Origin of the sequence: Salinispora fenicalii, from assembly GCF_000514815.1 — a bacterium.
Classification (GTDB): Bacteria; Actinomycetota; Actinomycetes; order Mycobacteriales; family Micromonosporaceae; genus Micromonospora; species Micromonospora fenicalii.
Genome location: NZ_AZWQ01000016.1, coordinates 237016 through 263022, shown reverse-complemented (window position 1 = coordinate 263022; position 26007 = coordinate 237016). Strand labels below are relative to the sequence as shown.

At 68.1% G+C, this 26007-nt stretch carries 25 protein-coding genes and 1 pseudogene; 12 read left to right on the top strand and 14 right to left on the bottom strand.

Annotation, left to right across the window (positions count from 1 at the left end; all coding sequences use genetic code 11):
* The first annotated feature begins 63 nt into the window (after window positions 1–63).
* From B116_RS0106915 to B116_RS28605, 5 genes and pseudogenes are all read left to right on the top strand, one after another.
* The gene (locus tag B116_RS0106915; RefSeq protein ID WP_188116001.1) at window positions 64–363 is read left to right on the top strand and encodes a type II toxin-antitoxin system Phd/YefM family antitoxin; all 300 of its coding nucleotides are present in this window, start codon (window positions 64–66) and stop codon (window positions 361–363) included.
* Window positions 360–603: pseudogene (locus tag B116_RS27335) on the top strand (type II toxin-antitoxin system RelE family toxin). Before B116_RS0106915 ends, B116_RS27335 begins: the two are co-directional and overlap by 4 nt.
* Window positions 604–1377: 774 nt before the next feature.
* The gene (locus tag B116_RS27330; protein ID WP_155255722.1) at window positions 1378–1707 is read left to right on the top strand and encodes a hypothetical protein; all 330 of its coding nucleotides are present in this window, start codon (window positions 1378–1380) and stop codon (window positions 1705–1707) included.
* 601 nt (window positions 1708–2308) lie between these two features.
* Complete coding sequence (locus B116_RS24775) at window positions 2309–2686, top strand: hypothetical protein (RefSeq protein ID WP_027659601.1); 378 nt, start codon at window positions 2309–2311, stop codon at window positions 2684–2686.
* Window positions 2686–2820, top strand: a complete 135-nt coding sequence (locus B116_RS28605; protein WP_263404862.1) for a hypothetical protein — start codon at window positions 2686–2688, stop codon at window positions 2818–2820. The genes B116_RS24775 and B116_RS28605 overlap by 1 nt, the downstream gene beginning before the upstream one ends.
* A 142-nt stretch (window positions 2821–2962) precedes the next feature.
* On the opposite strand, the gene B116_RS24770 is transcribed toward B116_RS28605, so the two are convergent.
* The 4 genes from B116_RS24770 to B116_RS0106875 all read right to left on the bottom strand — a co-directional run bounded on the left by B116_RS24770 (window position 2963) and on the right by B116_RS0106875 (window position 5560).
* Window positions 2963–3523, bottom strand: a complete 561-nt coding sequence (locus tag B116_RS24770; RefSeq protein WP_027659600.1) for an AAA family ATPase — start codon at window positions 3521–3523, stop codon at window positions 2963–2965.
* Window positions 3524–3560: 37 nt separating this feature from the next.
* A complete protein-coding gene (locus tag B116_RS0106885; protein WP_027659599.1) occupies window positions 3561–3845 on the bottom strand; it encodes a DUF4190 domain-containing protein in 285 nt (94 codons plus the stop codon).
* Between the two features lie 397 nt (window positions 3846–4242).
* Window positions 4243–5025, bottom strand: coding sequence for a bestrophin-like domain (locus tag B116_RS0106880; RefSeq protein WP_027659598.1), 783 nt, complete (start codon window positions 5023–5025; stop codon window positions 4243–4245).
* A 154-nt stretch (window positions 5026–5179) separates the two neighbouring features.
* Complete coding sequence (locus B116_RS0106875) at window positions 5180–5560, bottom strand: ArsR/SmtB family transcription factor (RefSeq protein WP_027659597.1); 381 nt, start codon at window positions 5558–5560, stop codon at window positions 5180–5182.
* Window positions 5561–5707: 147 nt separating this feature from the next.
* Here B116_RS0106875 and B116_RS0106870 point away from each other — a divergent pair, with 147 nt between their 5' ends.
* Together B116_RS0106870 and B116_RS0106865 are read left to right on the top strand one after the other, a co-directional pair.
* Complete coding sequence (locus tag B116_RS0106870; RefSeq protein WP_027659596.1) at window positions 5708–6205, top strand: GNAT family N-acetyltransferase; 498 nt, start codon at window positions 5708–5710, stop codon at window positions 6203–6205.
* A 17-nt stretch (window positions 6206–6222) separates the two neighbouring features.
* Window positions 6223–6789, top strand: a complete 567-nt coding sequence (locus B116_RS0106865; RefSeq protein WP_018721855.1) for a DUF1697 domain-containing protein — start codon at window positions 6223–6225, stop codon at window positions 6787–6789.
* On the opposite strand, the gene B116_RS0106860 is transcribed toward B116_RS0106865, so the two are convergent.
* Both B116_RS0106860 and B116_RS0106855 read right to left on the bottom strand, forming a co-directional pair.
* A complete protein-coding gene (locus tag B116_RS0106860) occupies window positions 6786–7328 on the bottom strand; it encodes an AAA family ATPase (RefSeq protein WP_027659595.1) in 543 nt (180 codons plus the stop codon). The genes B116_RS0106865 and B116_RS0106860 overlap by 4 nt on opposite strands.
* Window positions 7329–7373: 45 nt before the next feature.
* Window positions 7374–7703 (bottom strand): helix-turn-helix transcriptional regulator, encoded by a 330-nt coding sequence (locus tag B116_RS0106855; RefSeq protein ID WP_027659594.1) that lies wholly within the window; start codon window positions 7701–7703, stop codon window positions 7374–7376.
* Between the two features lie 289 nt (window positions 7704–7992).
* Here B116_RS0106855 and B116_RS0106850 point away from each other — a divergent pair, with 289 nt between their 5' ends.
* Complete coding sequence (locus tag B116_RS0106850) at window positions 7993–8961, top strand: TerC family protein (protein WP_027659593.1); 969 nt, start codon at window positions 7993–7995, stop codon at window positions 8959–8961.
* A 364-nt stretch (window positions 8962–9325) separates the two neighbouring features.
* Window positions 9326–10951, top strand: a complete 1626-nt coding sequence (locus B116_RS0106845; RefSeq protein ID WP_027659592.1) for an ABC-F family ATP-binding cassette domain-containing protein — start codon at window positions 9326–9328, stop codon at window positions 10949–10951.
* Window positions 10952–11016: 65 nt separating this feature from the next.
* Here B116_RS0106845 and B116_RS0106840 read toward each other — a convergent pair whose 3' ends face one another.
* Window positions 11017–11598: a TetR/AcrR family transcriptional regulator gene (locus B116_RS0106840; protein WP_018721860.1), complete on the bottom strand. Its 582-nt coding sequence runs from the start codon at window positions 11596–11598 to the stop codon at window positions 11017–11019.
* Between the two features lie 150 nt (window positions 11599–11748).
* On the opposite strand from B116_RS0106840, the gene B116_RS0106835 reads away from it, so the two are divergent.
* Window positions 11749–12678 carry an alpha/beta hydrolase family protein gene (locus B116_RS0106835; protein ID WP_027659591.1) on the top strand — a complete coding sequence of 310 codons (930 nt, stop codon included), beginning with the start codon at window positions 11749–11751 and terminating at the stop codon, window positions 12676–12678.
* A gap of 122 nt (window positions 12679–12800) precedes the next feature.
* Here the strand turns inward: B116_RS0106835 and B116_RS0106830 are convergent, their stop codons facing one another.
* On the bottom strand, window positions 12801–14372 hold the full coding sequence (locus B116_RS0106830; protein ID WP_027659590.1) for a ricin-type beta-trefoil lectin domain protein: 1572 nt from the start codon (window positions 14370–14372) through the stop codon (window positions 12801–12803).
* 202 nt (window positions 14373–14574) lie between these two features.
* Window positions 14575–15987, bottom strand: a complete 1413-nt coding sequence (locus B116_RS0106825; protein WP_027659589.1) for an acyl-CoA synthetase — start codon at window positions 15985–15987, stop codon at window positions 14575–14577.
* A 175-nt stretch (window positions 15988–16162) separates the two neighbouring features.
* On the opposite strand from B116_RS0106825, the gene B116_RS0106820 reads away from it, so the two are divergent.
* The gene (locus B116_RS0106820) at window positions 16163–16861 is read left to right on the top strand and encodes a helix-turn-helix transcriptional regulator (RefSeq protein ID WP_018721864.1); all 699 of its coding nucleotides are present in this window, start codon (window positions 16163–16165) and stop codon (window positions 16859–16861) included.
* Window positions 16858–17697, top strand: a complete 840-nt coding sequence (locus B116_RS0106815) for a YwiC-like family protein (RefSeq protein ID WP_027659588.1) — start codon at window positions 16858–16860, stop codon at window positions 17695–17697. The genes B116_RS0106820 and B116_RS0106815 overlap by 4 nt, the downstream gene beginning before the upstream one ends.
* Window positions 17698–17749: 52 nt before the next feature.
* On the opposite strand, the gene B116_RS0106810 is transcribed toward B116_RS0106815, so the two are convergent.
* The 5 genes from B116_RS0106810 to B116_RS0106790 all read right to left on the bottom strand — a co-directional run bounded on the left by B116_RS0106810 (window position 17750) and on the right by B116_RS0106790 (window position 25881).
* The gene (locus tag B116_RS0106810) at window positions 17750–18967 is read right to left on the bottom strand and encodes a globin domain-containing protein (protein WP_033665315.1); all 1218 of its coding nucleotides are present in this window, start codon (window positions 18965–18967) and stop codon (window positions 17750–17752) included.
* A gap of 143 nt (window positions 18968–19110) precedes the next feature.
* Window positions 19111–19869 (bottom strand): respiratory nitrate reductase subunit gamma, encoded by a 759-nt coding sequence (gene narI, locus B116_RS0106805; protein WP_018721867.1) that lies wholly within the window; start codon window positions 19867–19869, stop codon window positions 19111–19113.
* Window positions 19866–20492 carry a nitrate reductase molybdenum cofactor assembly chaperone gene (narJ, locus tag B116_RS0106800; RefSeq protein ID WP_027659587.1) on the bottom strand — a complete coding sequence of 209 codons (627 nt, stop codon included), beginning with the start codon at window positions 20490–20492 and terminating at the stop codon, window positions 19866–19868. Before narJ ends, narI begins: the two co-directional genes overlap by 4 nt.
* Window positions 20489–22216, bottom strand: coding sequence for a nitrate reductase subunit beta (gene narH, locus B116_RS0106795; RefSeq protein ID WP_018721869.1), 1728 nt, complete (start codon window positions 22214–22216; stop codon window positions 20489–20491). Before narH ends, narJ begins: the two co-directional genes overlap by 4 nt.
* Complete coding sequence (locus tag B116_RS0106790) at window positions 22216–25881, bottom strand: nitrate reductase subunit alpha (protein ID WP_027659586.1); 3666 nt, start codon at window positions 25879–25881, stop codon at window positions 22216–22218. Before B116_RS0106790 ends, narH begins: the two co-directional genes overlap by 1 nt.
* Between the last annotated feature and the right edge of the window lie 126 nt (window positions 25882–26007).

Sequence of the window (26007 nt, the reverse complement as noted above, 5' to 3'; positions counted from 1 at the left end):
CGGGGTCTCGGGCTGCGCCGCTTCTTCTCATGTCAAACGGTACCGCATGGTACGGTGTGGTGCATGACGAGGATTACGTTGCGGGAGTTCCGTGATGGCGCGGGTCGGGTGCTGGACGGGGTTGAGCGCACTGGTGAGCCGGTGATCATCACGAAGTACGAGCGGCCCGTGGCCGTCCTGGTGGGTATTGACGAGTGGGAGGAGATTGAGGCGTTCCGGGATCGTCGGGACGCTGCGGTGATTGCTCGGTCCCGTGCCGAGGGTGAGTTCGTGTCGTTGTCGGCGGCTCTGGAGTCGCTTGGGGTGGATCCTCGTGAGGTGGAGGCGCTGCTCGCCGACCGGGCCGGCGGTGCGGCGGCGTGAAGGTTCAGATCGACCGGGACGTGCTGGTGTGGCTGCACAAGCAGCCCCGCAACGTCTTCCTGACCGTCCTGAGCGCGATCCTCGGCCTGGTCTCCGACCCCGCGCCCACAGAACTCGACCGAGATGCGCGACGGATCCGGGCGCCGATTGCGCGTCGGTGACTACCGCGTCCTCTACCGCCTCGACGGCAACGAGCTGACCATCCACGCCGTCGGGCACCGCAAAGACGTCTACTCATGAGCCGTCCCGCGTCCCTATCCGGCTGCAATGGGCTCACGGCCAAGGACCACCACTCACCGAGCGGGGTGTGACGCCGGGGCGGTGCGATTGAGCCGGGAGGTGGTCCCGTTGCCTGGCACTCACGGGTGGTGGTCGGGTCAACGGCTCGTACCTGTAGCCGAGCGTGCGTCGGTGTTGCTGTCATGACTGCTGTCACCATCAACGATGCTGATATTCGACGGCTTGATCCGTGAGCGAACGTGCAGGTGAGGCCCGTCACTACCTAGCGTGACGTCGCCACCGGCTCCACACGTAATATGTGGTAGCCGGCAACACGCCGGTCCTCGTACACAATACGGGTTCGTGTCTTGGGCCTGTGCAAAATCCATCGCGGGGCAGCACTGTGCGACGACCTCACGTCGACTGGGAAGAGGATTTTCTGCTGGAAGTGAGGCATAATCCAGAGGCCGGTGAAAGATTGGCGAGGGTTCCGCAAACGGATCCGAGATGGCCGGCCGATAAAGGTTCGCAAAAGATGACCCGGACGATTGATGAAGTGGAAATTCATTACCAATACCAGGCTACGACAGGTGCAGTTGACGACCTCAAGGTGAAGGACTGGGTTCCGGGAGCGGTCGACTGATGGTTATGCGTGTAATCTGTGTTGGAACTCGTGGCAGTGACTTGCCGGAATCAGTCTTAAGCCGGAGCGGAAACTTCAAGTCAACTGAATTTCAGTTAACGGTCGACGGTGCCTACGCGGTCTACGCAATGGCTATCAGTCGAGGAAATCTCATGCTCCTTGTCTTGAATGACGGTGTTCGGCCGATCTGGGCTCACGTTGAACTGTTCGATTTTACCGATGCCAAACTTCCTTCTGGCTGGAGCTTCGTTAAGCGAGATGAGGGGATATTTGGAATTAGTGCGCTGTGGGAGTATCGCAGCATGATTGAAAACCCCTCGCACAATGATGACTTGATGGAGCGTGAGCGTGGCGCATGGAGGGACTTCCTGGCAGACAATGAAGGGACCTTTGAGGAAGGGCCGGATCAGGAGAAGGCCCGGATGCTGAGCAACGCATTCAACTCTGGTCGCACCGTTTCGAAACCCCCTAATGCGGGATAGCGTGTCGGCTGAAATTGGCGCTGACTCAGATTGTTCAAGATCTGTATTGGTGACGGAAGGTGCGGGACTTCCATCTTCTTTCACCAACCTGGACATTGGCGGGTCGTCCATGCGCCGGGCGTGGGCTGCGCTCGCGTACGACGTAATGCGCTGGCGTTGCTGTCGCGGTTGATGTCAGTTGATCAAGTCAGTCTAAAGCCATCAATACAATGGCCTGGGTCGTGTGTGCATGTCGGTATGCGCAGATTGGAAGCGCTCTGCTTCGCCAGGCGTGCGCGCGGCCCGGCTTCGGCCGGGCCGCTTCTTGTTTTAGTGAAGCAGTTTTGGACCAGACCTACTTCGCGAGTCGCCTTTAATGTTTGTTTCTGGACAGGCTTCGGTCGTCTTGGCTGCTTTGGGTGGTGCGGTGGTGGGTGGGGCGCTGTCAGGTGCCTGCCCGGTGTCGGCGTCTACGGGGCCGCGCAGTGCTCCGGGGTCAAGGGGCGCCTGTAGGGCGGTCGCAGGCGACGCGAAGCGCCCTTAGGGCCGGAGGGGTGCCCCTTGTATGCTCGCGCCGCCCATACGTCGTCGTTTGCGGCTGGACCGGCTGTCTAAGAAGAGGGTGTCGAGGACGCCCAACTGGGACGCTCCTGGTCTGCACGACACCGTGCTGGCCGGCGGCATCACCGACCTGCCCGAGCCGTACGCCCACGGCTACTACCGCTACCAGGACGGCAACGCCTGGACGGTGGCCGACTTCTCCCGGCAGAACCTGTCCATGCTGCTCGGTGCCGGCGGCTCCATCTCGATCACGCGGGATCTGAACGTCTTCTTCGCCGCCCTCAACGCTGGCCCACTGCTGCCCGCCCCGCTGCTGGCCGAATTGCGCAAGCCGGCCGGGCCGATCGACTACGGCCTGGGCGTGTTCGGCAGGATCTGGGTCCGGCGGGCATCATCTACCACCACAACGGCGGGGCACCCGGCGGCTACGGCGCGCTGATGTATAGTACCCTTGACGGCCGCCGGACCATGACCGCCGGGCTGACCACCGGAGATGCCGCGATCAACCCAGCCGAAGCTCTCCCACCGGCACTGGACACCTTGGTCAAGACAGTCTTCGGCGAACCCGTCTGAAGCCTATTTCCTCCCCTCGAGCAGCGCGCTCCGGCAAGCAACCCGGAGCGCGCCGCCCGCCCGCATCCGGCCCGTTGCTGCACCAGCAGCCGGCTGCTGCCCTATGGAGGTCACGTATTGCTGCGCTATTCCGCTGTGGGACTTACCGCGACTTGTCTACAAACGCGACAATTTTCGAGAGTGGCGGTTGGTAGCCGTCGGTGGTGTCGACCTCGAGGATTGGGGCGTTCAGCGCGACGCGGTCAAACCTCGCATGACGAAGGGGGTGGTCAGTGGGGTCCTGAAGGTCAGCGTGGACGCGGCGGAGCGGATTCGAATCCCACCTCTGTCGAATCCGCGTCCACGCCGTGTTTGCGTCAACCGCGCAGTGCACGACCCGAAGCTCCGCAACCTCCCTCAATGGTTGCAGGCCCGGCCGCCAGAGTCGGTCCTGGAAGGCGGCCTCCGCCACGGTCGTCACTCCGGCGCGAAGCAGCAACTCCAAAACGCCGAAGAAGGTCGTTAGGGTCCGTCGCGCAAACTCGTCGGTCGGTCCCGCCGTGACCAGGCCGGAGGCGGGCGTCGATGTGTGCACCATTCCTTCCTTGATCTCGTCCCGGCAGATCGCCGGAGCGCCGATCGCTCGGGCAAGTGCGTGCGCGAGAGTGGTCTTCCCCGAACCGGGAGGCCCGCTCACGACGACCAGAGTGGGGCGCGCGATCACTCAACGGCTATCGCGTTGCCGGTGGTTCGCCTCAGGGTCATGCCCCTGATGAGCCAACGAAGACCGCAGCCATGCCACACCAGACGACGAAGAGCAGTCCGTAGAAGGCAGTGAAGATCCAACCAACTATGACACCAGCCGTGGCTAGTTCAACACCGCGTTCGCCCGTCTGAGCGATCTGGCCCTTGGCCTTGTTGCCAAAGTAGATGCCCAGCGGCGGAAACACCATCGCACCAAGGACCAACGCGAGAATCGCGTAGGTGTTGAATGGCGCAGGGTGCGCATAGGGCGGATACGGCGGATACGGCGGGTGGCCCGGCATCGGGTTCGGTGCCGGTGAGGAGTGCGGTGCCGGTGAGGAGTGCGGCGTCGGCGAGGAGTGCGGCGTCGGCGGTTGTTCTGTCATGTTGCCCTCCCGGGGTGGCAGAGAGTAGCTAGTGCGTGAAGGAACCTGCAATCGGCCCGTCAGGGTACCGTCCCGCGTCATGACACCGACGTGCTCCCAGGGCCCGGTGCCTTTGTGGGCCGGTTCGCAGCTGGGCAGCCAGCAGCGTCGGCCCCGGCCGTGGCGCCAGTGAACCAAAGGTGCGCCAGGGGGCTGGGCCAGCTCCCGCCGCGCCATCCACAACAGACCTCGGTGCCTGTGCCGGCAGCTACGGAGGAAGCTGCCTCGGCGGTGGCCGCGTCCTCCTCGGTGGCAGACGATCGGAGCGCGACGGTCAGTTGAATGTGTGTCCGGCTTTGAGATAGGGATCGACGGAAACGATCATTGATCCCCGGAACGGCTCGTCGATGCCCTCGACCACAAAGAGCAGGAGGCTGACCATGGTGGCGACGGCGCATACGAGGAAGATGAGAGTGCGCCGGGTCCGGGTTGGGATCAAGCAGGACAGCAGAATGACGACCAGTGCGCCGAACAGGAGTGCGAACCACAGTGTCGTTGGAAGTGCGGCGGTGGTGTAGGTGTAGCGGAGCTGGCGCGCTTCGCTCCACTTCTCCAGCTCCGACAGGGCGAGACTGTTGAGCTGCCCGTCCTTCTCTGACTTCGGATTGAACATCAGCAACACGTCGTGAACGTTGTTCTCCGCCTTGAGCTCGCCATCCGCGCTGTTTCCTCGCTGGTAGGCGGGCCAGGCCTCGTCGACCATGAAGTCGACATGGGCGCGTAGCAGGCCCTGAAGTTGAGTTCGGGCGGGCTCGGGATGCTTGGACACCGTGCGGTAGAGGGCGCTCAGGTCCGCTGCCTCGGTAGCGACAGCGAGGCCGGCCTGGGTGTAGGTCCCGTACGCGGAGAAGGCGGTCAGGGCGAGCAGGAGCGCGTAGAAGGTACCGCTGATCATGATGGTGTGTGTGATGAAGTTCAGCCACTTCGGCTCGTCGCCGAATGTCCGCCTGGCCCGCCCGTGTAGCAGGAGCGCACCCAGCACCGCGATTCCGACGAAGAACGTCAGGAAGGTGAGGAACAGTGCCCAGCCTGGTACCAGGTGGCTCCAGTCGCGCACGATGGCTGCTCCTCATCCGAAAAGGTGTTTCATGCCCAGATGAGAGGAGTGTGTCAAGTTTACCGACTCTAGTCGTAGGAGTTTCGCGACTGGGTGACGACGATGTCGGGTGGAAGTGGTGGTAGAGCCGGGCGGTGCGAGGTGGTGCTTTGGCCTACGGGGCTGTCGTCCCGCCGCCGCTGGCGAGTAGCGCCGCCAGCTGGTTGAGGACGGCCTTCCGGGCTCGGTAGTACACCCAGGTGCCCCGCCGCTCGGCGTCCACGAGCCCCGCTTCGCGAAGTGTCCGGAGGTGGTGCGAGATCGTCGGCCCGCTCAGATCGAAGGCGGGGGTCAGGTCGCACACGCACGCCTCGCCGTTCTCGGCGGAAGCGATCATCGACATCAGCTGGAGCCGCACCGGATCGCCGAGTGCCTTGAACGCCGGAGCGAGTGCGGTGGCGACCTCCGCCGGAACGCGCTGCTGTGCCAGGGGTGGGCAGCAGGGTGTGTCGTCGCCGAGGACGGTGTGGGGGAGCGGTGTCGCTTGCTTCGGCATTCGTCTAGGTTGACACCTCTCGAATCAGCGTGCAAGTGAATCGTCCCGCCAGCGTTTTCTTGACAGACGTGAGAAAGATGCTCAACGGGGGGATTCATCGCTCGGGCGCGATCCGGCGTTTCGGGCGGACCGAGCCGAGGAGTGCTGATGAATGACATCACTGTGCGGCCCATGCGCCGCGAGGACGCCGACACCATCCTGGCGATCTACCAGGCGGGCCTCGACTCCGGCGACGCCAGCCTTGAAACCCAGGCCCCGACTTGGACGGAATTTGATGCCGGCCGGCTACCGGAGCACCGCTACGTCGCCGTTGACGATAGCGGCACGGCTCTGGGCTGGATCGCCGTGTCGCCGGTCTCCACCCGCCGTGTGTATGCCGGAGTGGTGGAGCACTCCGTCTACGTCGACCCCACGCAGCAGGGGCGCGGTATCGCCCGGCTGCTGCTCACCACGCTGATCGCCGCCACCGAGGCAGCCGGGATCTGGACCATCCAGTCCGGCGTATTCCCGGAGAACACAGCCAGCCTGGCCCTGCACACCCGTACGGGCTTCCGGGTCGTCGGTACCCGCGAGCGGGTCGCTCGTCAGCACGGCCGGTGGCGCGACGTGGTGCTGCTGGAGCGCCGCAGCCCGGTTATCATCTGACGAGTCGAGGGGGGGCTATGGCCAGGCACATCGTCCTGTTGCGGGGCATCAATGTCGGTAGGCACAACCGGATCGCGATGGCCGAGTTCACCGCACTGCTCACCGACCTCGGCTACCTGGACGTGCGGACGTTGCTCAACAGCGGGAACGCCGTAGTCACGACGCCGGACGCGGACTCGGCCGCAGTGGCTCGAAAGATCCAGAAGGGGATCAGCGACTCGTTCGGTTTGTCGATCGCCGTCATGGTGCGCAGTCGCGCCCTGGTCGAGGCGGTCATCGAGCGCAATCCCATGCCCGAGGAAGCGGAGCGCGCGCCGAGCTACTTCCACGTGGGGTTCTGTGACCCCGCGCCGTCCCAGGAACGCCTGGACTCGATCGATCCCAACAAGCTCGGCGCGGACCGGATCATGGTCCGCGACGGTACCTGCTATCTGTGGTTCGCCGATGGGCCCCAGAACTCCCCCCTCGGCAAGGCAATCCGCGCCCACAAGCTCAGCGCGAACATGACTCTGCGCAGCTGGAACACGGTGCGGAAACTGGTCTCCCTCGCCGGCCCGGTCGACGCCGCTCCCGATCCCGGTTAGCTGAGTTGCGCGACGGCGCCGAGGACCAGGTCGGCTCTGCCAGCTAGCGGCCCGTTGAGCTCCAGCACCGGCGTGTCCGGCCAAGCGTCCAGCGGGTCGGCATAGACGAGTTCCAGTAGTGCGTCATTCATTCGTGCCCGCAGGCCGGGCCACTCCGTCCCGGGGAGCAGTCGCTCCGTCTCGGGTGTGATCACCGTGATGACCAGCAGGTCGAGGTGGGTGAAGGCGGCCCGGAGGGGCGTGTGATCGGCCTCCTCCGAGGGGTCCGCACCGTTCGCCACCAGATACGCCAGGTAGTCCAACGGGGTGCGGTCGAAGATCGTGGCGGACGGCGATGGTGGCGAGCAGAGACTTCGCGCCGAGCGGGCCATCAGCGCCCGGTAGTCCGCCGGCGACGGTGGAAACTGGAACTCGTACCCCTCCTCTTCGAGCAGGTAGTAGGGCTCGTCGGCCGCCACGTGGCCGGGTAGCCGGGCGCGCAGCGCCTCGACCAGTGTCGTCTTTCCGGTCCCGTGCGTTCCGGAGACCCCGATCCTCATTCGTACGTGCTCCTCGTGTCCTGGCCGGGTGGTGGGCGGAACGGGTCAGGGGTTCGGTGCGCCGGTGAACAGGTTGATCAGCTCGCCGATGCGGTGGTCGGCCTCGGCCGGGTGCCGGAACCGGCCGGCCGGGTTGACGGTGTACGCGTTGCGCCGGCCGACCCGCTCTCGGTGCAGGTAGCCGGCGGCTTCCAGGTCGGCGACGATGGTCTGTGCGGCGCGTTCGGTGATGCCGACAGCGGTGGCGACATCGCGCAGTCGCGTTGTCGGTTCTCGGGCGATGGCCAGCAGCACATGCGCGTGATTGGTCAGGAAGGTCCACCCCTTCGCCCCGTCCGTCGTCCTGGGCTGGGCCGCCTGGGCCATGATCACCATCCCGTCGTTCGTCCGATGTGTTGCCGCCAATATAGGCACCCCCAAGATGCGATTGCGGCATCGTGACTATAGCTCCACGGAGTTGACAGAGGAACTTTGCTTCGTGAATACTAGAGCGTAGTTCGAGGGGGAGTACCCGACGCACGACGCGCCGTCGTCAGTACGGATCCGGCCTATCCGGGTCTCGGCGGCGCGGTCGCCGGTTGCCGCGGTGGCCCGGGAAGACCTTCGACCGAGTAGTGCCGGCCCGCTGCCGTGGGCTCGGCTGGTCGAAAGGGTCACTCCGTCCGTGTCCGTGTCTTGGTGGGTCTGGGCCATCCTCATTTTGGCCGTCGCCGTAATGCTGTCAATCGACCTGTTCTTTCACCGCGACAACCATGTCATCGGCTTCCGGGAAGCTGCTATCTGGTCCAGTATCTGGATCGCTGCCGGCTTGGCCTTCGGCGGCATCCTCTGGGTGTGGCAAGGCGGCGACGTGGCCGGTACCTACTTCGCCGGCTATCTGATCGAGAAGGCGCTCTCGATCGACAACGTGTTCATCTTCGCGCTGATCTTCGGCTACTTCGCCGTACCGGCCGCGTTTCAGCACAAGGTGCTGTTCTGGGGCGTGATCGGTGCCCTGGTGTTCCGGATGGTGTTCATCATCGTCGGCGCCGAACTGCTGGAGAGCTTCTACTGGACCGCGTACCTGTTCGGTGCGTTTCTGATCCTCACCGGCTACAAGATGGCTTTCCGCCACGGCGGAGAGACGCCGCCGGACCGCAACCTTGTCGTCCGGATCGTCCGCCGGATCATTCCCACCGACTCGGCCTACCACGGCAACCGGTTCTTTACCCGGATCAACGGTACGCGGGTGGCCACCCTGCTGTTCGTGGTGTTGATCGCGGTTGAGGCAACCGATCTGATCTTCGCCCTCGACTCGGTCGCAACGATTCTGGCGATCACCACCAGCACGTTCATCGTCTGGGCGGCGAACGCGTTCGCCCTCCTCGGCCTGCGCAGCCTGTACTTCTGCCTCGCCGGGTTGCTGCGCCGGTTCGTGCACCTGCACTACGGTCTGGCCGTGCTGCTCGCCTTCGCCGGCGTCAAGCTGATCCTCTCCGAGACCCCGGTCGGCAAGCTGCCCATTCCGGTCACCCTCGGCATGATCGTGGCGACCATCGCAGTCTCCATCGGGTGGAGCCTGCACAGCACCCGCGCGAACACCAGCACGGCCGCCGAAGACCGGCCCGAGGCTGGTGCGTCGGCCGGCACCTGAGCCAGGGCACACTCGCGGGGACGGACCATGCCGCGGTTGGGCTGTCGGTGCAGCGGGAGGCGCTGACGGCCCGCCACTGTTAGGATGTGGGCCTCGAATCGGGTCGGTACCCAATGGGCCGGCATCAAGTGGGGCCGGCGCGTCTGATCGGGCCGGCATCGAATCGGGCTGACGCGGTAGTCGTCGGCTCGGACCCGGGGAGCGCAGACGTGGTAGGTGACGACGACATCTCCGGGTGATCCCGGAGTGTCCAGCCAGTGAGCGGGTGCGCATCAGTGACACCGCAGCCCTGGCTGTCCCGTCGTCCTTAAACCTTCCCCCCGGGCAGCCCCGGTGCGCCCACCTCACCCGCGAGGTCCTGTCAATGTCCGACGCTTCCGTCGTTTGCACCCGTCTCTCCTTCGCCTGGCCCGACGGCACCACCGTCTTCCAGGACCTGTCCTTTTCCGTCGGCGCCGGGCGTACCGGCCTGGTCGCGCCCAACGGGGTCGGCAAGACCACCCTGCTCCGGCTGATCGCCGGCGAACTCGAGCCCACCGCCGGCCACGTCACGGTCAACGGCACCCTTGGCTATCTGGCGCAGAACCTGCCGCTGGCCGGTGACGTGACCGTCGCGGAGGTGCTCGGCGTCGCCACGACCGTCGCCGCCCTGCACGCCATCGAAGCTGGCGATGCTCGCGAGGAACACTTCGCCGCGGTCGGTGACGACTGGGATGTCGAGGAGCGCAGCCGCGCCGAGCTGGACCGGGTCGGGCTCGGCGAGCTCGCCCTCGACCGCCAGCTGGGTACGCTCAGCGGCGGCCAGATCGTCGCCCTCGGGCTGGCCGCCCAGCTGCTGCGTGGCCCCGACGTACTGCTGCTCGATGAGCCCAGCAACAACCTCGACATTGACGCCCGGCACCGCCTGTACGCCGTCCTGCGGGACTGGTCCGGGTCCTTGCTGGTGGTCAGCCACGACCGGGCACTGCTGGACCAGATGGAGCGGATTGCCGAGTTGAACACGGGTGAGGTCCGGTTCTTCGGTGGGAACTTCACCGCCTATCAGGAGGCGACGCAGGCCGCCCAGGAGGCCGCCCAACGGCACGTCCGCTCCGCCGAACTTGAGGTCAAGCGGGAGAAGCGGGAGATGCAGCAGGCCCGTGAGCGGGCCGAGCGCCGCTCCAACAACGCCGCGCGCAACGTCAAGAACGCCGGACTGCCCAAAGTCATCGCCGGTGGCCTCAAGCGGCGTGCCCAGGAGTCGGCCGGCAAAGCCGATGAGACGCACGCCGCTCGGGTCGCCGACGCGCGGGCCCGCCTCGACGAGGCCAGTCGCGCGCTGCGCGACGACGCCAGCATCACCGTCGAACTACCCGACACGGCGGTGCCCGCCGGGCGTACCCTCGTCGAGGCGAAGGGGCTGCGGGTCCGCGGCCTCTTCGCCGGCGAGGGCGTCGACCTGACCGTCCGGGGCCCGGAGCGGATCGGGCTCACCGGCCCGAACGGCGTCGGTAAGTCGACCCTGCTGCGTCTGCTGGACGGCTCCCTGCCCCCGGACGCCGGAACTCTGCGGCGGGCAGACGGTCGGCTGGCCTACCTGTCGCAGCGCCTCGACCTACTCGACCCCGACATGACAGTGGCGGAGAACTTCGGCCAGTACGCGCCGGACCGACCGCAGTCGGAACGGATGAACCTGTTGGCCCGGTTCCTGTTCCGGGGAGCGCGGGCGCACCTGCCGGTCGGGGTGCTCTCCGGTGGGGAGCGGCTGCGCGCCACGCTCGCCTGCGTCCTGTACGCCGAGCCGGCTCCGCACCTGTTGTTGCTCGACGAGCCGACCAACAACCTTGACTTGGTCAGCATTCGACAGCTGGAGACTGCGTTACAGGCATACCGGGGGGCGTTCGTGGTGGTCAGCCACGACGAAGGGTTCCTCACCGAGATCGGGGTACGGCGGTGGTTGCGGATCGACGACGGGCAGCTACGGGAGTTCGCCGTCCCCGATGGCGACTGACACCGGTTGGCCGGGCGGCGCGGGGCAGCGCTCGCGGGGTGCGATTGTGCGCGGGAGTGACCAGGTCAGGGGCGCAGCCCGGCGATGAGGAGCTCAACCAGGCGGCGTGCCTCGTAGCGGGGGTCGCGACCCGCGCCGATGCAGAGGTTGCCCACGCCGCGCAGGAGTTCGTAGGGCGCCACGTCGGGGCGGACCTCACCCGCGGTGGCCGCGGCGTCGAGTAGCCGAGCGCACACGGGGACGAGGCGGTCGAGGAAGTAGGCGTGCAGCGCCGCGAAGGCGGCGTCGTCGGACTGGAGCGCTTCGGCGAGGCCGTGCTTGGTGACCAGGAAGTCGACGAAGAGGTCGATCCATCGCGTCAGGGCGGCGTACGGGGTGTCGCTCGCCGCCAGCAGGGTCGGGCCAGCCTCGGCGGCGGCTTCGACCTGGTGCCGGTAGACGGCGACGACGAGGTCGGTGCGGGTCGGGAAGTGGCGGTAGATCGTGCCGACCCCCACCCCGGCCCGGACGGCGATTTCGCGTACCGGCACGTCCACGCCGGCGGCGAGAAAGGCAGCGGCGGCCGCGTCGAGCAGGCTCTGCTCGTTGCGTCGGGCATCGGCCCGCTTCCGCGCGGATGTCTGCGGCCCGCGGTCGGGTGCGCCCACGATGCTATTACCTCCATCACAGTCGATTGGATACGGAACCAAGTTCCGTATTGTTGGGCAAGCGGAACGTAGTTCCGCTTGCTTGCGCGGCGGACCGACCGCTCAGGTCCACGTATGCGCATCACCCAGCACTATCAAGGAGCTTCATCCATGTCTAACAGCGACGTAGCGGCAGGAGCGCCCACCCCGATCGTCTCGGTCAGTCCGGTGACCCTGCCGGCCGCGGACCGTGGCGAGGACCTGCAGATACGGATCTCGGCCCCCGTGGTTGGACGCGAACTACCAATCCTCATCTTCTCGCACGGCTTCGGCAAGTCGATGCGGGCATACGCCCCGCTGGTCGACTACTGGGCCGCTCATGGCTTCGTGGTGGCCCAGCCCACCCACCTGGACTCCCGTACGCTGAACATCACGCCCGATGATCCTCGGCACCCGGAGATCTGGCGCTTCCGCGTCGCTGACCTGAAGCGCATGCTCGACCACCTCGACCTGATCGAGGCCACCGTTCCCGGTCTTGCCGGGCGACTCGACCGTGGCCGGATCGCCGCGGCTGGACACTCCTGGGGTGGCCAGACGGTCGGCATGCTGCTGGGCGCGCGGGTCATCGGAGCTGATGGCCTTCCCGGCGAGAACATGTCCGACGCACGAGTCACCGCCGGTGTGCTGCTCTCCACAACCGGCACCGGCGGGGCCGACCTGAGTCCATTCGCGGCTGAGCACTTCCCCTTCATGAGCCCGAGCTTCGCGGAGATGACGACGCCGGCTCTCGTGGTCGCGGGGGACAAGGACCAGTCGCCGCTCTCCGTACGCGGGCCGGACTGGTTCACCGATCCGTACCACCTGAGCCCCGGCCCCAAGAGCCTGCTGACCCTGCACGGGGCGGAGCACTCCCTGGGTGGAGTCGCCGGCTACACCGTCACGGAAACGACCGACGAAAGTCCCGAACGAGTCGCCCTCGTCCAGCAGCTCACCACGGCATACCTGCGCAGCGCGCTCTACCCCGGCGACGACACCTGGGTGACGGTACGTGCCGCGCTGCGGGACGACATCGATCGGTTGGGGCAGATCTCGGTCAAGTGACCGGGTCATCGCAGCGGTGATTCTCCGACGCGGAACTGCGGTGGACGCAGACACGTGCACCGCAGTTCCGCCCTCCTATCGCTTAGCTCTCGCAATATCAGCGATGTGGGGTGCGGATTTCCTCACCCGAGACGCCACTGCTGATTGGCGCCGCCGTGGCACTGGAAGGTCTGCAGCCGAGCGCCGTCGGAGCTGTCTCCGTACTTGACGTCAAGGCACTTGTTCGCCTGGGGGTTGACGAGTTCTCCCGCGCTGGTGAACACCCACTGCTGGGCTGGGTTGCCGCTGCAGTAGGCCAGTTGCACCACCGCTTCGTTCTCGACCGATCCCCAGGCCACGTCCATGCAGAGGCCGAAGGCCCGGATCGTTCCGTCGCCCGGGAGCGTCCAGTCCTGGGCGTTGGTGCCGTTGCAGTGCCACAGGTTCAGGTACTGGCCGTCGGCCCCGTTGGCGCCCGGCACGTCAACGCACTTGTCGGCGAGACCGATGATTCGGTGGGTTGATCCGCCCCCCGACGTGGTCAGTGACAGTCCATAGCGGGACAGGATCTCGTTGACCGGCTGGTAGACGGTGCTGCCGCCGGTGGTGCAGTTGCCCGAGCCACCCGAGGTGACGCCCTGTGCCTGGGAGCCGGCGACGAAGGGGCCGCCGGAGTCGCCGGGTTGGGCGCAGGCCGTGCTGCGGACCATCCCGTAGACGGGGCCGGCGGAGTAGTTGACGGTGACGTTCTTGGCGGTGATGGTGCCGCACTTCCAACCGGTGGTCCGGCCAGAGCGACAGACCGCGGCGCCGACCGCGGCTTCCTGCGAGCCGGTCACCGTGACCACATTGCCGTCGTAGGTGGACACCCACGGCCGTGGGGTCCAGTTGGCGTTGGTCTCGACCCAGCCGAGGTCGTCGCCGGGGAACGAGGAGCCCCGGATGACCCCCTGCGCGACCCCGGAGCCGGTGGTGGGCTCGCCGACGTTGCCGCAGTGCCCGGCGGTGACGAACCCGCCAGCGACCGCGAAGCCAATCGAGCAGATCAGGCGGCTGTTGATGACGTACTGGTCGCCGCCGCGGATGTCGTAGAGCGGGCGGTAGGCGTCGTTGCCGACCACCACCGATACCGCGTCGTCGGGCAGCCCTGCCGCGCGGGCGAACGTGGTGGCCGCCGCGGTGTTGCTGGCCTCGATCGACACCGTGTTGCTGGGCAGCGCGATATACCAGGCATGCACCGCGGCGCCGGCGACCGCCGCCCGTCGGTCCAGCTTGGTGGTGAGCCCGCGCAGCTCGGCGAGGCTGCGGGTGACGATCCGGGGCTCCGCGCCGGCCGCGCGGACCTGGTCGGCGCGGGTGGGGTCGGTCAACCCGACCACCGTGGCGCGCCCGTCGGCGGTGACCCAGGTTCCGGCGTACGCCTCGGCCAACTCGGCCCGCATCCGTGGCTCGATCGCAGCCGCGGTGGCGTCAACGGCGAGTCGCGCGGCCAACTCCTCGGCGGTCCGGCCGAGGTCTCGACGCAGTGCGTCGAGTTGGCCGGCCGGGACCATCGCCGGTGCGGCGGCCGGCCTGGCGGGGATCGTTGAGGTGGCGGTCGCGCCCGCAGGTGAGATGACGGTCGGGCTGGCGGCGGGAGCGGCGGTGGGGGTGGCGGCGACAACGAGACAGGTGCTGAGGGCGAGACCCATCAGTGCGCCTAGTTTGCGGCTCATTCGCGTGACCTCCAGGGATGGTGGCGGTGGGATCACGAGAGCGCTCTCTCAGTTAAGTTAACTTACTGTTTACATGTATGTCAATTTATTCATCATCCTGAGATTAACGATCTTAATTGTCGGGTTTTGGATCTGAGTGACTCCGGCAACGGTTTCCGCACCCCGGCCAGATCGAATTCCGAGGTCGGGTCGGTGCCGTCGATCACTCCGTGGTCAGGCGAGACTTCTGCACTTTGCCCAGGGCGTTGCGGGGTAGGGCATCGACCCGCCGTACCTGCCGCGGACGCTTGTGCGCCGACAACTGCCGGGCCACAAAGTCGATCAACTCCGACTCCGTTACGCCGTCGCTTACCACGTACGCCGTCACCTGCTGGCCGAGGTCGGAGTCGGGGACGCCGACCACGGCGGCCTCCCGGACTCCCGGGTGGGCCAGCAGCGCGTCCTCCACCTCGCCGGCGCCGATCCGATAGCCACCGCTCTTGATCAAGTCAGTGGCGGCCCGGCCGACGATTCGATGCCAGCCGTCCGGACCAATTGTGGCCACATCGCCGGTGCGGAACCACCCGTCGGAGGTGTGGCTGGCCGCATCGGCCTCCGGCCGGTGCAGATACCCGTCAAAGAGGGTGGGTCCGCACACCTGCAGCTCACCCATCGTCTCCCCGTCAGCGGGCAGCGGAGCGCCGTCGTCGTCCACCAGGCGGGTACGAACCCCGGGCAGCGGCAGCCCCACCATGTCCGGTTGGTGCGGACCATCGGCGCGGGCGCTGACCGTGATCAACGTCTCGGTCATGCCGTACCGCTGCACGACCCGGCGGCCGGTCAGTGCGGTGAGGCCGGCGCCGACGGCCGTGGGCAGGGCGGCGCTGCCGGAAACCAACAGCCGGGCCGAGCGCAGGGCCCGGGCGGCCTCCGGCGCGGCGACGATCCGGGACCAGATGGTCGGCACCCCGAAGTAGAGCGAGCCGGCCGCATCCGCGTACCGCTCCGGGGTGGGCCGGCCCACGTGGTGCAGTCGGCCGCCCAGCCGCAGCGGGCCGAGCACACCGAGGACCAGGCCGTGCACGTGGAACAGGGGCAGCCCGTGCACCAGCAGATCGTCGGGGGCCCAGTCCCAGGCGTCGGCGAGCCCGTCCAGGCAGGCGGCGATGGCCCGGCGGGAGAGCACCACCCCCTTCGGCGCCCCCGTGGTGCCGCTGGTGTAGAGGATCAGCGCGGTGTCGGCGGGGTCGGGCTCCGGGCGGATGCTGTCCGCCCGGCGGGTGAGGTCGACCGGGATGAGCGGCCGGCCAGGGTAGTCGTCGCCCCGATGTTCCCCGTGCGCCGGCACGAGTACCGCCTCGGCGGCCGAGTCGCGCAGGATGTGGTCCCGCTCCCGCGGCCCGGCGTCCGGCGGCACCGGCACGACCGCCGTACCCGCCAGCAGCGCCCCGGCGACCCCGACCACCGTCGTCAGATCCGTGCTGGCCTCGACGGCCACCCGATCCAGGCCGTGCAGGTCGTCGGCGACGGCCGCGGCGAGCCGCCGCAGCTCCACCCAGGGCACGCCCCGGTCGTTGATCTGGACCGCGTTCGGCCGCTCGTCAATGGACTCGGACAACCAGCTGAGTAGCCGCACCGGCCAACCTCTCCGTGCGTCGGACCCTCCGACCGTAGCCGTGCCCCGGCGCCCCGGCTATCCCCGCCCCCAGCCATGTCGGTGCAGTGCAGCGGTGGTGCGAGAGGGCCCGGGGCGGGTTCGGCTCCGGGTTTTGACGATGTTTGACGTTGTAACATTGCTAAGCGTGACAACCGTGAACATCGGGCCGACCGGGCAAGCCATTGACACCACCCAGCATCGGGCGCTCGGCACCGTCAGTCGGGCATCAATCCTGGAACTGACCCGCGCTGCCGACGGTGGCCTCACCATCGCTGAGATCAGTGCGCGGACCGGCCTGCACCCCTCCACCGCTCGCAGCCACCTCGACCGGCTCGTCAATGCCGGCCTGCTGGTCAAGGCCCGCGCCAGCGGAGGTCAGCCGGGACGGCCGGCTTGGCGCTACCGGACAGTGCCCGAGGAGGCGCCCGCGCCGGCGCCGTACCGCGCCCTCACCGCAGCGCTGCTCGATCACCTGGCCCGGCAGAGCCGGGGTGACGCCCGGACCGAGGCTGTCCGCGCCGGTCACGACTGGGGGCGGCATCTGGCGGCGGCGACCCCCCGAGGGCAGAAGCCGGTCGATACCGCGATCGCGGTCCTGCGCGGCCTGGGCTTCGACCCCGACCTGAAGCAGGCGGCGGACGGGCACACCGAGATCCACCTGCATACCTGCCCCTTCCTCGAACTGGTGAGCCAGAATCCGGACGCCATCTGCGGGCTGCACGTCGGCGTCGTCCGCGGCGCCTTGGAACAGGCGGGCGCCCCCGCGAGCGATGCCGTGCTGGAGCCGTTCGGCGCGCCCACCGCCTGTGTGGTGCGGCTCTCTCTCCCGTCCGACTCCACCCGACCGGTATGAGCACCCAGTCGCCGGCCGCACCCGAGACCACCGGCCCCGCCACCACCACCGGCCGCGCCACCACCTCCGGCCGCGCCACCACCTCCGGCCGCGCCGCCACGCGTCGGCCCGGCAACCGTCAGCGCGTGCTCCGCCGTTATCTGCCGCCACAGCACGGCGCCTGGGCGATGCTCCTCCTGCCGTACCTGGTCGGGGTCGCCTTGGTCGGACCAGGCTGGCCGCAGCTGCCGCTGCTCGGTGCCTGGTTGGCCGGCTACCTGCTGTCCTACTACGTCTTTCAGGCTTTCAAGAGTCGACGACCGCGCCGCTACCTTGCCCAGCTCCGGCTCTACGCCCTGGTCACGGCGCCGTTGGCGCTGGCGGTGGTGGTGGTTCGGCCGGCCGTGCTCTGGTACGCCCCGGCCTTTGCGGCGCTGCTGGCCGTCAACGCCGGGTACGCCTGGCGCCGGCGCGAGCGGGCTCTGCTCAACGACCTCGCCTCGGTGGTGCAGAGCTGTCTGCTGATCTTTGTCGTGGCCACGGTCGCGGGAGTGTCGCCGGAGCGGGTTGTTCCGGCCTTCGTGGTGCTGCTGCTCTACCTGACCGGCACCGTCTGCTATGTCAAGACCATGATCCGGGAGCGCGGCAGCACCTCCTACCGGCGCCTGTCCATCGGCTTCCACCTGGCGGCGCTGGTCGTGGCGACCCTGCTTGACGTGGGGCTCGCCCCGATCTTCCTGGTGTTGTTGATCCGGGCCTGGCTGCTGCCCGGCCGCGCACTGCGCCCGGCCCCGGTCGGCATGATCGAGATTGTCTGCTCGGTTCTGGTGCTCGGCACGCTGGTGTTGGTCTCCTGACGGGCTGACCCCACGGCCACGCAGCCGTGGGGTCAGCCCGAAGAGGGAGGATCTAGTCGCGCAACATTCCCGGGCCGAACACGTCGTAGCGGATCCGGTCCTTCGACACGCCTCGGCGAAGGAGTTCGGCGCGGACCTGGTACATGAACGGCACCGGCCCGCAGAGGTGGACGTAGGCGCCGGCCGGTAGCGGAATCCGGCCCGGGTCCAGCTGGCCGGCCGTGACCTCCGCCTTCAGCCGGTCCAACTCACCACCGACGGCATCCTCGTAGCAGAGCTGCACCGACAAGTTCGGCAACTGTTCCGCCAGGTCCGGCAGCTCGTGGCGGCGGGCGTGGGCGGCGGCGCTGCGGTCAGCGTGCACCAGCACCACCTCCCGGTCGGTCTCGGTGGCGGCCAGGTGATGCAGGGCCGACATCGCCGGGGTGAGCCCGATCCCGGCGCTGATCAGCAGCAGCGGGCCCGCGTCCCCGACCGCGCTGACCTCGCCGAACGGTGGGCTGAGCCGGAGCGTGTCACCGGCGGTTACCCGCTCGTGCAGGAGGTTTGAGACCACGCCCTCGGGGGCGTCGCCGGTGGCGTGTACCCGCTTGATGGTGATCTGCCAGAAGGACTCGCCGGGTCGGCCGGAGAGGCTGTACTGCCGGATCTGCTGCCCCCCACCGTCCAGGTCGACCGCGACCGAGACGTACTGCCCGGGCGTGAAGGTGGGTAGCGGGCCACCGTCGGCTGGGGTCAGGCGGAAGGAGACGACATCCGCTGTCTCCTGGATGCACTCCACGACCTGCCAGTGCCGCCACACCGACCCGTCCTCGCCCACCCCGGCCTGGGTGTAGAGCCGCGCCTCCCGGGCGATCAGCTCGCAGGCGAGCAGCCAGTACACCTCGTCCCAGGCTGCCGCGACCTCGGCGGTCACGGCCTCACCGAGCACCTCGGCGACCGCGGCGAGCAGGTGTCGGCCGACGATCGTGTACTGGGTGGCGGTGATGCCGAGCGAGGCGTGCTTGTGCGCGACCCGGCTCAGGATCAGCTCCCACGATTTCTCGTCTCCGCCGCCGACGAGGTGTTCGGCGTAGGCGACCACGGAGGTGGCGAGCGCGGCCGGCTGCTCCCCGGTGGCCTGGTGGCCCTTGTTGAAGATGTTCAGTAGCTCCGGGTGGGCCTTGAACATTCGCTGGTAGAACCGGCTGGTGATCGCTTCACCGTGCGCCTGCACAGCGGGCAGGGTCGCCGTAACCACTGCTGCTGAAGATTGCGAGAGCAAGACCACTCCTTTGAGCATCGATCGGCGTGAAGGCCTTGGTTTCCTCGGCTCACCCCGAGCGAGTCTGCGGAAACATGACCTAGTTCCACCGAACAGGGACACAACAGCCGGGTTCAGGGTCGAAGGTCCCGGGTTCTGTGCGGAGCTCGTCACCGTCGGCTTCGGGACGAGGAGCGGGTCGGCAGCGTCGGCGGCCCTTCCCAGCCCGGCCGAGACGGGCGCGGCCGGGTCCCGTAGCTGCGGTAGACGACGTACGGTCGGGTGACGTAGCCGATCGGCGCGCTGAAGGCGTGCACCAGCCGGGTGAAGGGCCAGAACGCGAAGAGGGCGAACGCGGCCACGACGTGGAGTTGGAAGCCGATCGGCACGCTGGTCATAAGCTCGGGATCGGGGCTGAAGTAGAACAGCGACCGAAACCAGGGAGAGAGGTCCGCGCGGTAGTCGTAGCCCCCTTCGGTGATGTTGCCCCGCACCGTGTTCCAGAGTCCCAGCACGATGACGGCCGCGAGAAACACGTACATCGCCTTGTCGTTGCGGGTGGTGGCGGCGAAGACGGGGCCGGTGAAGCGGCGGCGGGCGATCAGGATGACCATTCCGGCGAGGGTGCAGAACCCGGCGACGGTGCCGATGAAGACGGCCATGAAGTGGTAGTTGTGCTCGGTGATGCCGACGGCCTCGGTCCAGGACTTGGGGATGAGCAGGCCGACCACGTGTCCGATCAACACCATGAGTACGCCGAAGTGGAACAGCGGGCTGCCCCAGCGCAACAAGGCGGTCTCGTACAGCTGGGTGGAGCGGGTGGTCCAGCCGAACTTGTCGTAGCGATAGCGCCAGATCAGGCCGCCGATCAGGATCGTGATGGCCAGGTACGGGTAGACCACCCAGAGCAGCACGTGCACCGTGTTCATCTGCGCCCCCCAGTGGTGTCAACGAGTCCGTACGGTTCAAGGCCCACCTCTTCGGCCGGCGGGCCGGTGCGGGCCAGCCGGAGCGCGGCGGCGAGGTCGGCGGGGCGCGGGGCGGGCAGCATGGCCCGGACCGCCTCGACCGCGTGCTGGTACGCGGACTCCTCCTTGCCCAGCGACTCGGCGAGCAGGTCGAGGCCGACCCGGTTGTCGTGCAGCAGCCGCCAGCCGGTGTCGTCCTCGGCGGCCAGGTCGAGCAGCGCCGGCAGATAGTCGGGCAACTCGCCGTCGACCACCGTCATCCCGGCGGCCTTGTACGCGGCGGCGAAGCCGACCAGCGCCTCGCCGCGGCGCCGGGTGTCGCCGCAGGTGTAGTAGCTCAGGTGCAGGCAGCACCGGCGGCGGAAGTCGAACAGCTGCACGTACGCGGCGCGCAGGTCGCCGGGGGCGGTTGCTTCCCGATGGGTGATCACTTGTTGTAGCGGCTTCGCCACGGCGTCGGGGAGTGCGTCGAGGGCAGCCCGGATGATCGGCAGCGCGGCGAGGACTTCCTCATCGGGGTAGCGCAGCAGCAGCGAGGCGGCGCGGGCGGCGACGGGCCGCCAGGGCATCGGTTCCGTGTTCATGGCTGGTCCCGGTTGATGTCGAGGACGCCGGGGCTGGTCACGTCGCCGCCCCCGCCGGCCGGGTCTTTCGGTGGCCGGGCGCCGGTCCGGTCGCCCGCGCCACCGGCGTCGATCAGGTTGGTTCGCTGGGCCGGGTCGCCGGGCGTGGTCAGGGAGTCGGCCCGCTGCCGGCTGCGTTGGGCGTCAAAGGTCTCCACCTGGATCGGTACGGGCGTGCCGGAGGATTCCCCGAAGGGGCCCTGCCCGTAGGGTCCGCCGCCGCCCATCCCAGGGCCGCCCTCGTAGTCCAGGGAGCACTCGGTGGCGATTTTTTCCAGGCGGTGGGCGTCCTCGGCGTGGGCCGCGGGGATGACGTAGCGCTGTTCGTACTTGGCGACCGCCAGGAGGCGGTACATGTCGTCCATCTCGTCGCTGGTCATGCCGACGCTGGCGGGGATGGCCTCGTCCGGTGTCTCGCCGAGGTTGCCGCGGCGTTGGTAGGCGCGCATGGCGGCGAGCCGGCCGAGCGCCGCGCGTACGGGTGCTGGGTCGCCGGCGGTGAAGAGCTCCGCGAGGTAGTCGACGGGGATGCGGAGGGCGTCGATCGCGCCGAAGAGGTTGCCGGCCGCCTCACCGTCGTGGCCGGTGTCGCGCAGCACGTCCACCACGGGGGACAGGGGTGGGATGTACCAGACCATCGGCATGGTCCGGTACTCCGGGTGCAGCGGCAGCGCCACCTCATACTTCATGATCAGGTCCCAGATCGGGGACTGCTGGGCGGCCTCGATCCAGTCGTCGGGGATCCCGCCCGCCCGTGCGGCGGACACGACGGCGGGGTCGTGGGGGTCGAGGAAGACCGAGCGCTGCGCCGCGTAAAGGTCCTGTTCGGCTTCGGTGGCGGCGGCCTCGGCCACCCGGTCGCTGTCGTAGAAGAGCAGGCCGAGGTAGCGCAGCCGGCCGACGCAGGTCTCGGAGCAGATGGTCGGCTGGCCGATCTCGATGCGGGGAAAGCAGAACGTGCACTTCTCCGCCTTGCCGGTGCGGTGGTTGAAGTACACCTTCTTGTACGGGCAGCCGGTGATGCACATCCGCCAGCCGCGGCAGCGGTCCTGATCGACCAGCACGATGCCGTCCTCGCTGCGTTTGTAGATCGCCCCGGAGGGACAGGACGCGGCGCAGGACGGGTTGAGGCAGTGTTCGCAGATTCGGGGCAGGAAGAACATGAAGGTCTTCTCGTACTCCTGCCGTACCTGCTCGGACACCTTCGCCAACACCGGATCACCTGCGGTGATCTCGTTCCCGCCGGCCAGGGAGTCATCCCAGTTCGCACTCCAGGTGATCTTCATGTCCTCGCCGGTGAGCAGGGACTTCGGCCGGGCGACCGGGATGTCGTCGCTGGACGGCGCGGTGATCAGGTGCTCGTAGTCGTAGGTCCAGGGCTCGTAGTAGTCCTGCATGGAGGGCAGCTTCGGGTTGGCGAAGATGGTGAACATCCGCTTCAGCCGCCCACCCGAGCGGGGCTTGAGCCGCCCGGAGCGGGTACGCACCCACCCGCCCTGCCAACGCTGCTGGTTCTCGTAGGTGCGCGGGTAGCCCTGGCCGGGGCGGGTCTCCACGTTGTTGAACCAGACGTACTCCACGCCGGATCGGTTGGTCCACGCCTGCTTGCAGGTCACCGAGCAGGTATGACACCCGATGCACTTGTCCAGGTTCATGACCATCGCCATCTGCGCCATCACCCGCATCAGTACCGCACCTCCTGCGAACGGCGGCGGACCACCGTCACCTCGTCGCGCTGGTTGCCGGTCGGCCCGAGATAGTTGAACGCGAAGGCGAGCTGCGCGTAGCCGCCGATCAGGTGAGTGGGTTTGACCAGCAGCCGGGTGAGCGAGTTGTGTATCCCGCCGCGGCGGCCGTTGAGCTGCGCCTTCGGCACGTCTATCACCCGTTCCTGCGCGTGATAGACGTAGACGGTGCCCTCGGGCATCTTGTAGCTGACCACCGCCCGGCAGACCAGCACACCGTTGCGGTTGACCGCCTCGATCCACTCGTTGTCCCGTACCCCGATCTTCGCCGCGTCCGCTTCACTCATCCACATCGTCGGCCCGCCGCGGGACAGCGTCAGCATGAGCAGGTTGTCCTGGTACTCCGAGTGGATAGCCCACTTCGAGTGCGGGGTCAGATACCGTACGGTGATCTCCAGCTCTCCGTTGGCGCCGAGCCGTGGCTCACCGAAGAGCCGGTGGATGTCCAGCGGTGGCCGGAAGATCGGCAGCGCCTCGCCCGTCTCGTGGATCCAGTCGTGGTCCAGGAAGAAGTGCTGCCGCCCGGTCAACGTGTGCCACGGCTTCAGTCGTTCCGTGTTGATCGTGAACGCCGAGTACCGGCGACCACCGTGCTCACTGCCCGACCACTCCGGACTCGTGATCACCGGAACCGGGCGGGACTGGGTGTCGGCGAACGTGATCTGTTTCCCCTCCGCCTCGGCGGCGAGGTCCGCCAGGCGTTGACCGGTACGGCGCTCCAGGAACCGGAAGCCCTCGGTGGCGATGCGGCCGTTCGTGGTGCCCGACAGCGCCAGGATGGCCTCACACGCCCGGATGTCGGAGTCCAGCCGGGGTCGGCCGTCGCCTGCGCCACCCCGCACCACGCCGTTGACCCGCCGCAGGTAGTCAATCTCCCGGTTGACGTCGACGGTGACCGCCTTGTTCGTGGTACCCAGCCGGTCCAGTAGCGGGCCGAGCGCGGCCATCTGCTCGGCGACCGCGCCGTAGTCTCGCTCCACGACCACGAACTTCGGCATCGTCCGGCCCGGCACCGCGGGCGCGTCGCCGGTGCGCCAGTCGCGTACGACCCCGCCCGGAGTCGCCATCGCATCCGGGGTGTCGTGCAGCAGCGACGCCGCCACCAGGTCCTTGCGTACACCGAGGTGCCGGCGGGCCAGGGCGGAGAAGGCCTTGGCGATCCCGTGGAAGGCGGTGAAGTCGGTGCGGGTCTGCCACGGTGGGTTGATCGCCGGGGTGAAGGCGTTCACGAACGGGTGCATGTCGGTGGTGCTGAGATCATGCTTCTCGTACCAGGTGGCCGCCGGCAGCACCACATCGGAGAAGAGCGTGGTCGAGGTCATCCGGAAGTCGAGGCTCAGCAGCAGGTCGAGCTTGCCCTCCGGGGCCTCGTCGCGCCACACGACATCGGCCGGCCGATTGTCGGCCGCAGCCTGCTCCGCCCGCAGGTTCGACTCGGTGCCGAGCAGGTGACGCAGGAAGTACTCGTTGCCCTTGCTGGAAGAGCCGAGCAGGTTCGCCCGCCAGACCGTCAACACCCGGGGCCAGTTCGCCGGGGCGTCCGGGTCGGCGCCGGCGAAGCCAAGCCGACCATCGACCAGCGCGTCGGCGACGTAGCGCGCCGGGTCGTCCGGGTTCGCGGCCAGCGCCTCGTCGGCGAGATCAAGCGGGTTCCGGTCGAAGGTGGGCATCGACGGCATCCAGCCCAGCCGGGCCGACTGCGCCAACAGGTCGACGGTGTGCTTGCCGGCGAAGGCGCCGGTGCCGGTGGGAGCGGCGAGGGCGTCGGCGGAGTACGTGTCGTAGCGCCACTGGTCGGTGTGGACGTACCAGAAGGCGGTGCCGATCATCTGCCGGGGTGGGCGGACCCAGTCCAGGGCGAACGCGAGCTGCTGCCAGCCGGTCACCGGCCGGCACTTCTCCTGCCCCACGTAGTGCGCCCACCCGCCGCCGTTGACGCCTTGGCAGCCAGTCAGCGTCGTCAGCGCCAGCATCGCCCGGTACGTGGTGTCGGAGTGGAACCAGTGGTTCGTACCGGCCCCCATCACGATCATCGAGCGGCCACCGGAGCGCTCGGCGTTGTCCGCGAACTCTCGGGCCACCCGGGCCACCTGCGCCGCCGGTACGCCCGTGATCGGCTCCTGCCACGCCGGCGTGTACGGCTCGGCCGCGTCGTCGTACCCGGTCGGCCAGTTACCGGGCAGGTCGGGACGGGCGACGCCGTACTGGGCGAGCATCAGGTCGAACACGGTGGTGACGAGCCGTCCGCCGACCCGGGCGGTGGGCACGCCGCGACGCAGTGCCTCCGGCTGGTCGGTGTCGAACCGGGGCAGCAGCACCTCCACCGCCTCGCCGCCGGCGCAGCTCAGCCGGGGCACGATCTCACCCAGGTCCAGGTTCCACCGGCCGACGCCGGTCTCGCTGAAGCGGTCCCCGAGCGAACCGTTCGGCACCGCTGGCCCGTCCGCGACGGAATCCCACAGCACCGGCCGGAAGGCCGCCTCCTTGTCGTCTTCCCCCAGGTCGGCGGCGGTGACGAACTTCCCGGGGCGGTAGCCGCCGTCGGCCGACGGCTCCAAGCCGACCAGGTACGGCAGGTCGGTGAAGCGGCGCACGTAGTCGAAGAACCGGGGCGTGTTCCAGTCGACGAAGAACTCCTTGAGGATGACGTGTCCCATCGCCATCGCCAGCGCCCCGTCGGTGCCGGGCTGGGCGGGCATCCACTCGTCGGCGAACTTGACGTTGTCGGCGAAGTCCGGGCTGACCACCACGACCTTCTGGCCCCGGTACCGCGCTTCGGCCATCCAGTGCGCGTCCGGGGTGCGGGTCACCGGCACGTTGGAGCCCCACATGATGAAGTAGGAGGCGTCCCACCAGTCTCCGGACTCCGGCACGTCGGTCTGGTCGCCGAACATCTGCGGGGACGCCACCGGCAGGTCCGCGTACCAGTCGTAGAACGACAGCATCGATCCGCCGATCAGCGACAGGAACCGCGCCCCCACCGCGTGCGACACCATCGACATCGCTGGGATGGGGGAGAAGCCGGCGATCCGGTCCGGTCCGTACTCGGCGATGGTGTGCACATGCGCCGCGGCGACCAGCTCCAGCGCCTCGTCCCAGGAGACCCGCACCAGGCCGCCCTTGCCCCGCGCCTGTTGGTACCGACGTCGCCGCTGCGGATCGGACTGAATCTCGGCCCACGCCGCCAGTGGATCACCCAGTCGCTGCCGGGCCTCGCGGTACATCTCCATCAGCACACCCCGGGCGTACGGGTAGCGCACCCGCGTCGGCGAGTAGGTGTACCAGGAGAACGCCGCCCCCCGTGGGCAGCCCCGCGGCTCGTACTCCGGCCGATCCGGGCCGACACTCGGGTAGTCGGTCTGCTGCTGTTCCCAGGTGATGATGCCGTCGCGGACGTACACCTTCCAGGAGCACGAACCGGTGCAGTTCACGCCGTGGGTGGAGCGCACCACCTTGTCGTACGACCAACGGTCTCGATAGAAGGCGTCCGCCTCCCGCCCGCCGATCTGGTAGAGCGCCCGGCCGTCGGGGGCGACCTCAGCCCGACGTACCAGGCCGCCCACGGCCAGCAACGCCCGGCTAGCGTGCTCCGTCGTGCCCGTCATACGCCTCATTCCTCACCGGTGACCGCGAGAACACCCGATGGGATGACTCGTCCCCCAGCTTGGCGCAGATAGCCGGACAAAACAGGCCTTATCGGCGCGATCGCCTATCTCGGTGGTGCTGGTGGG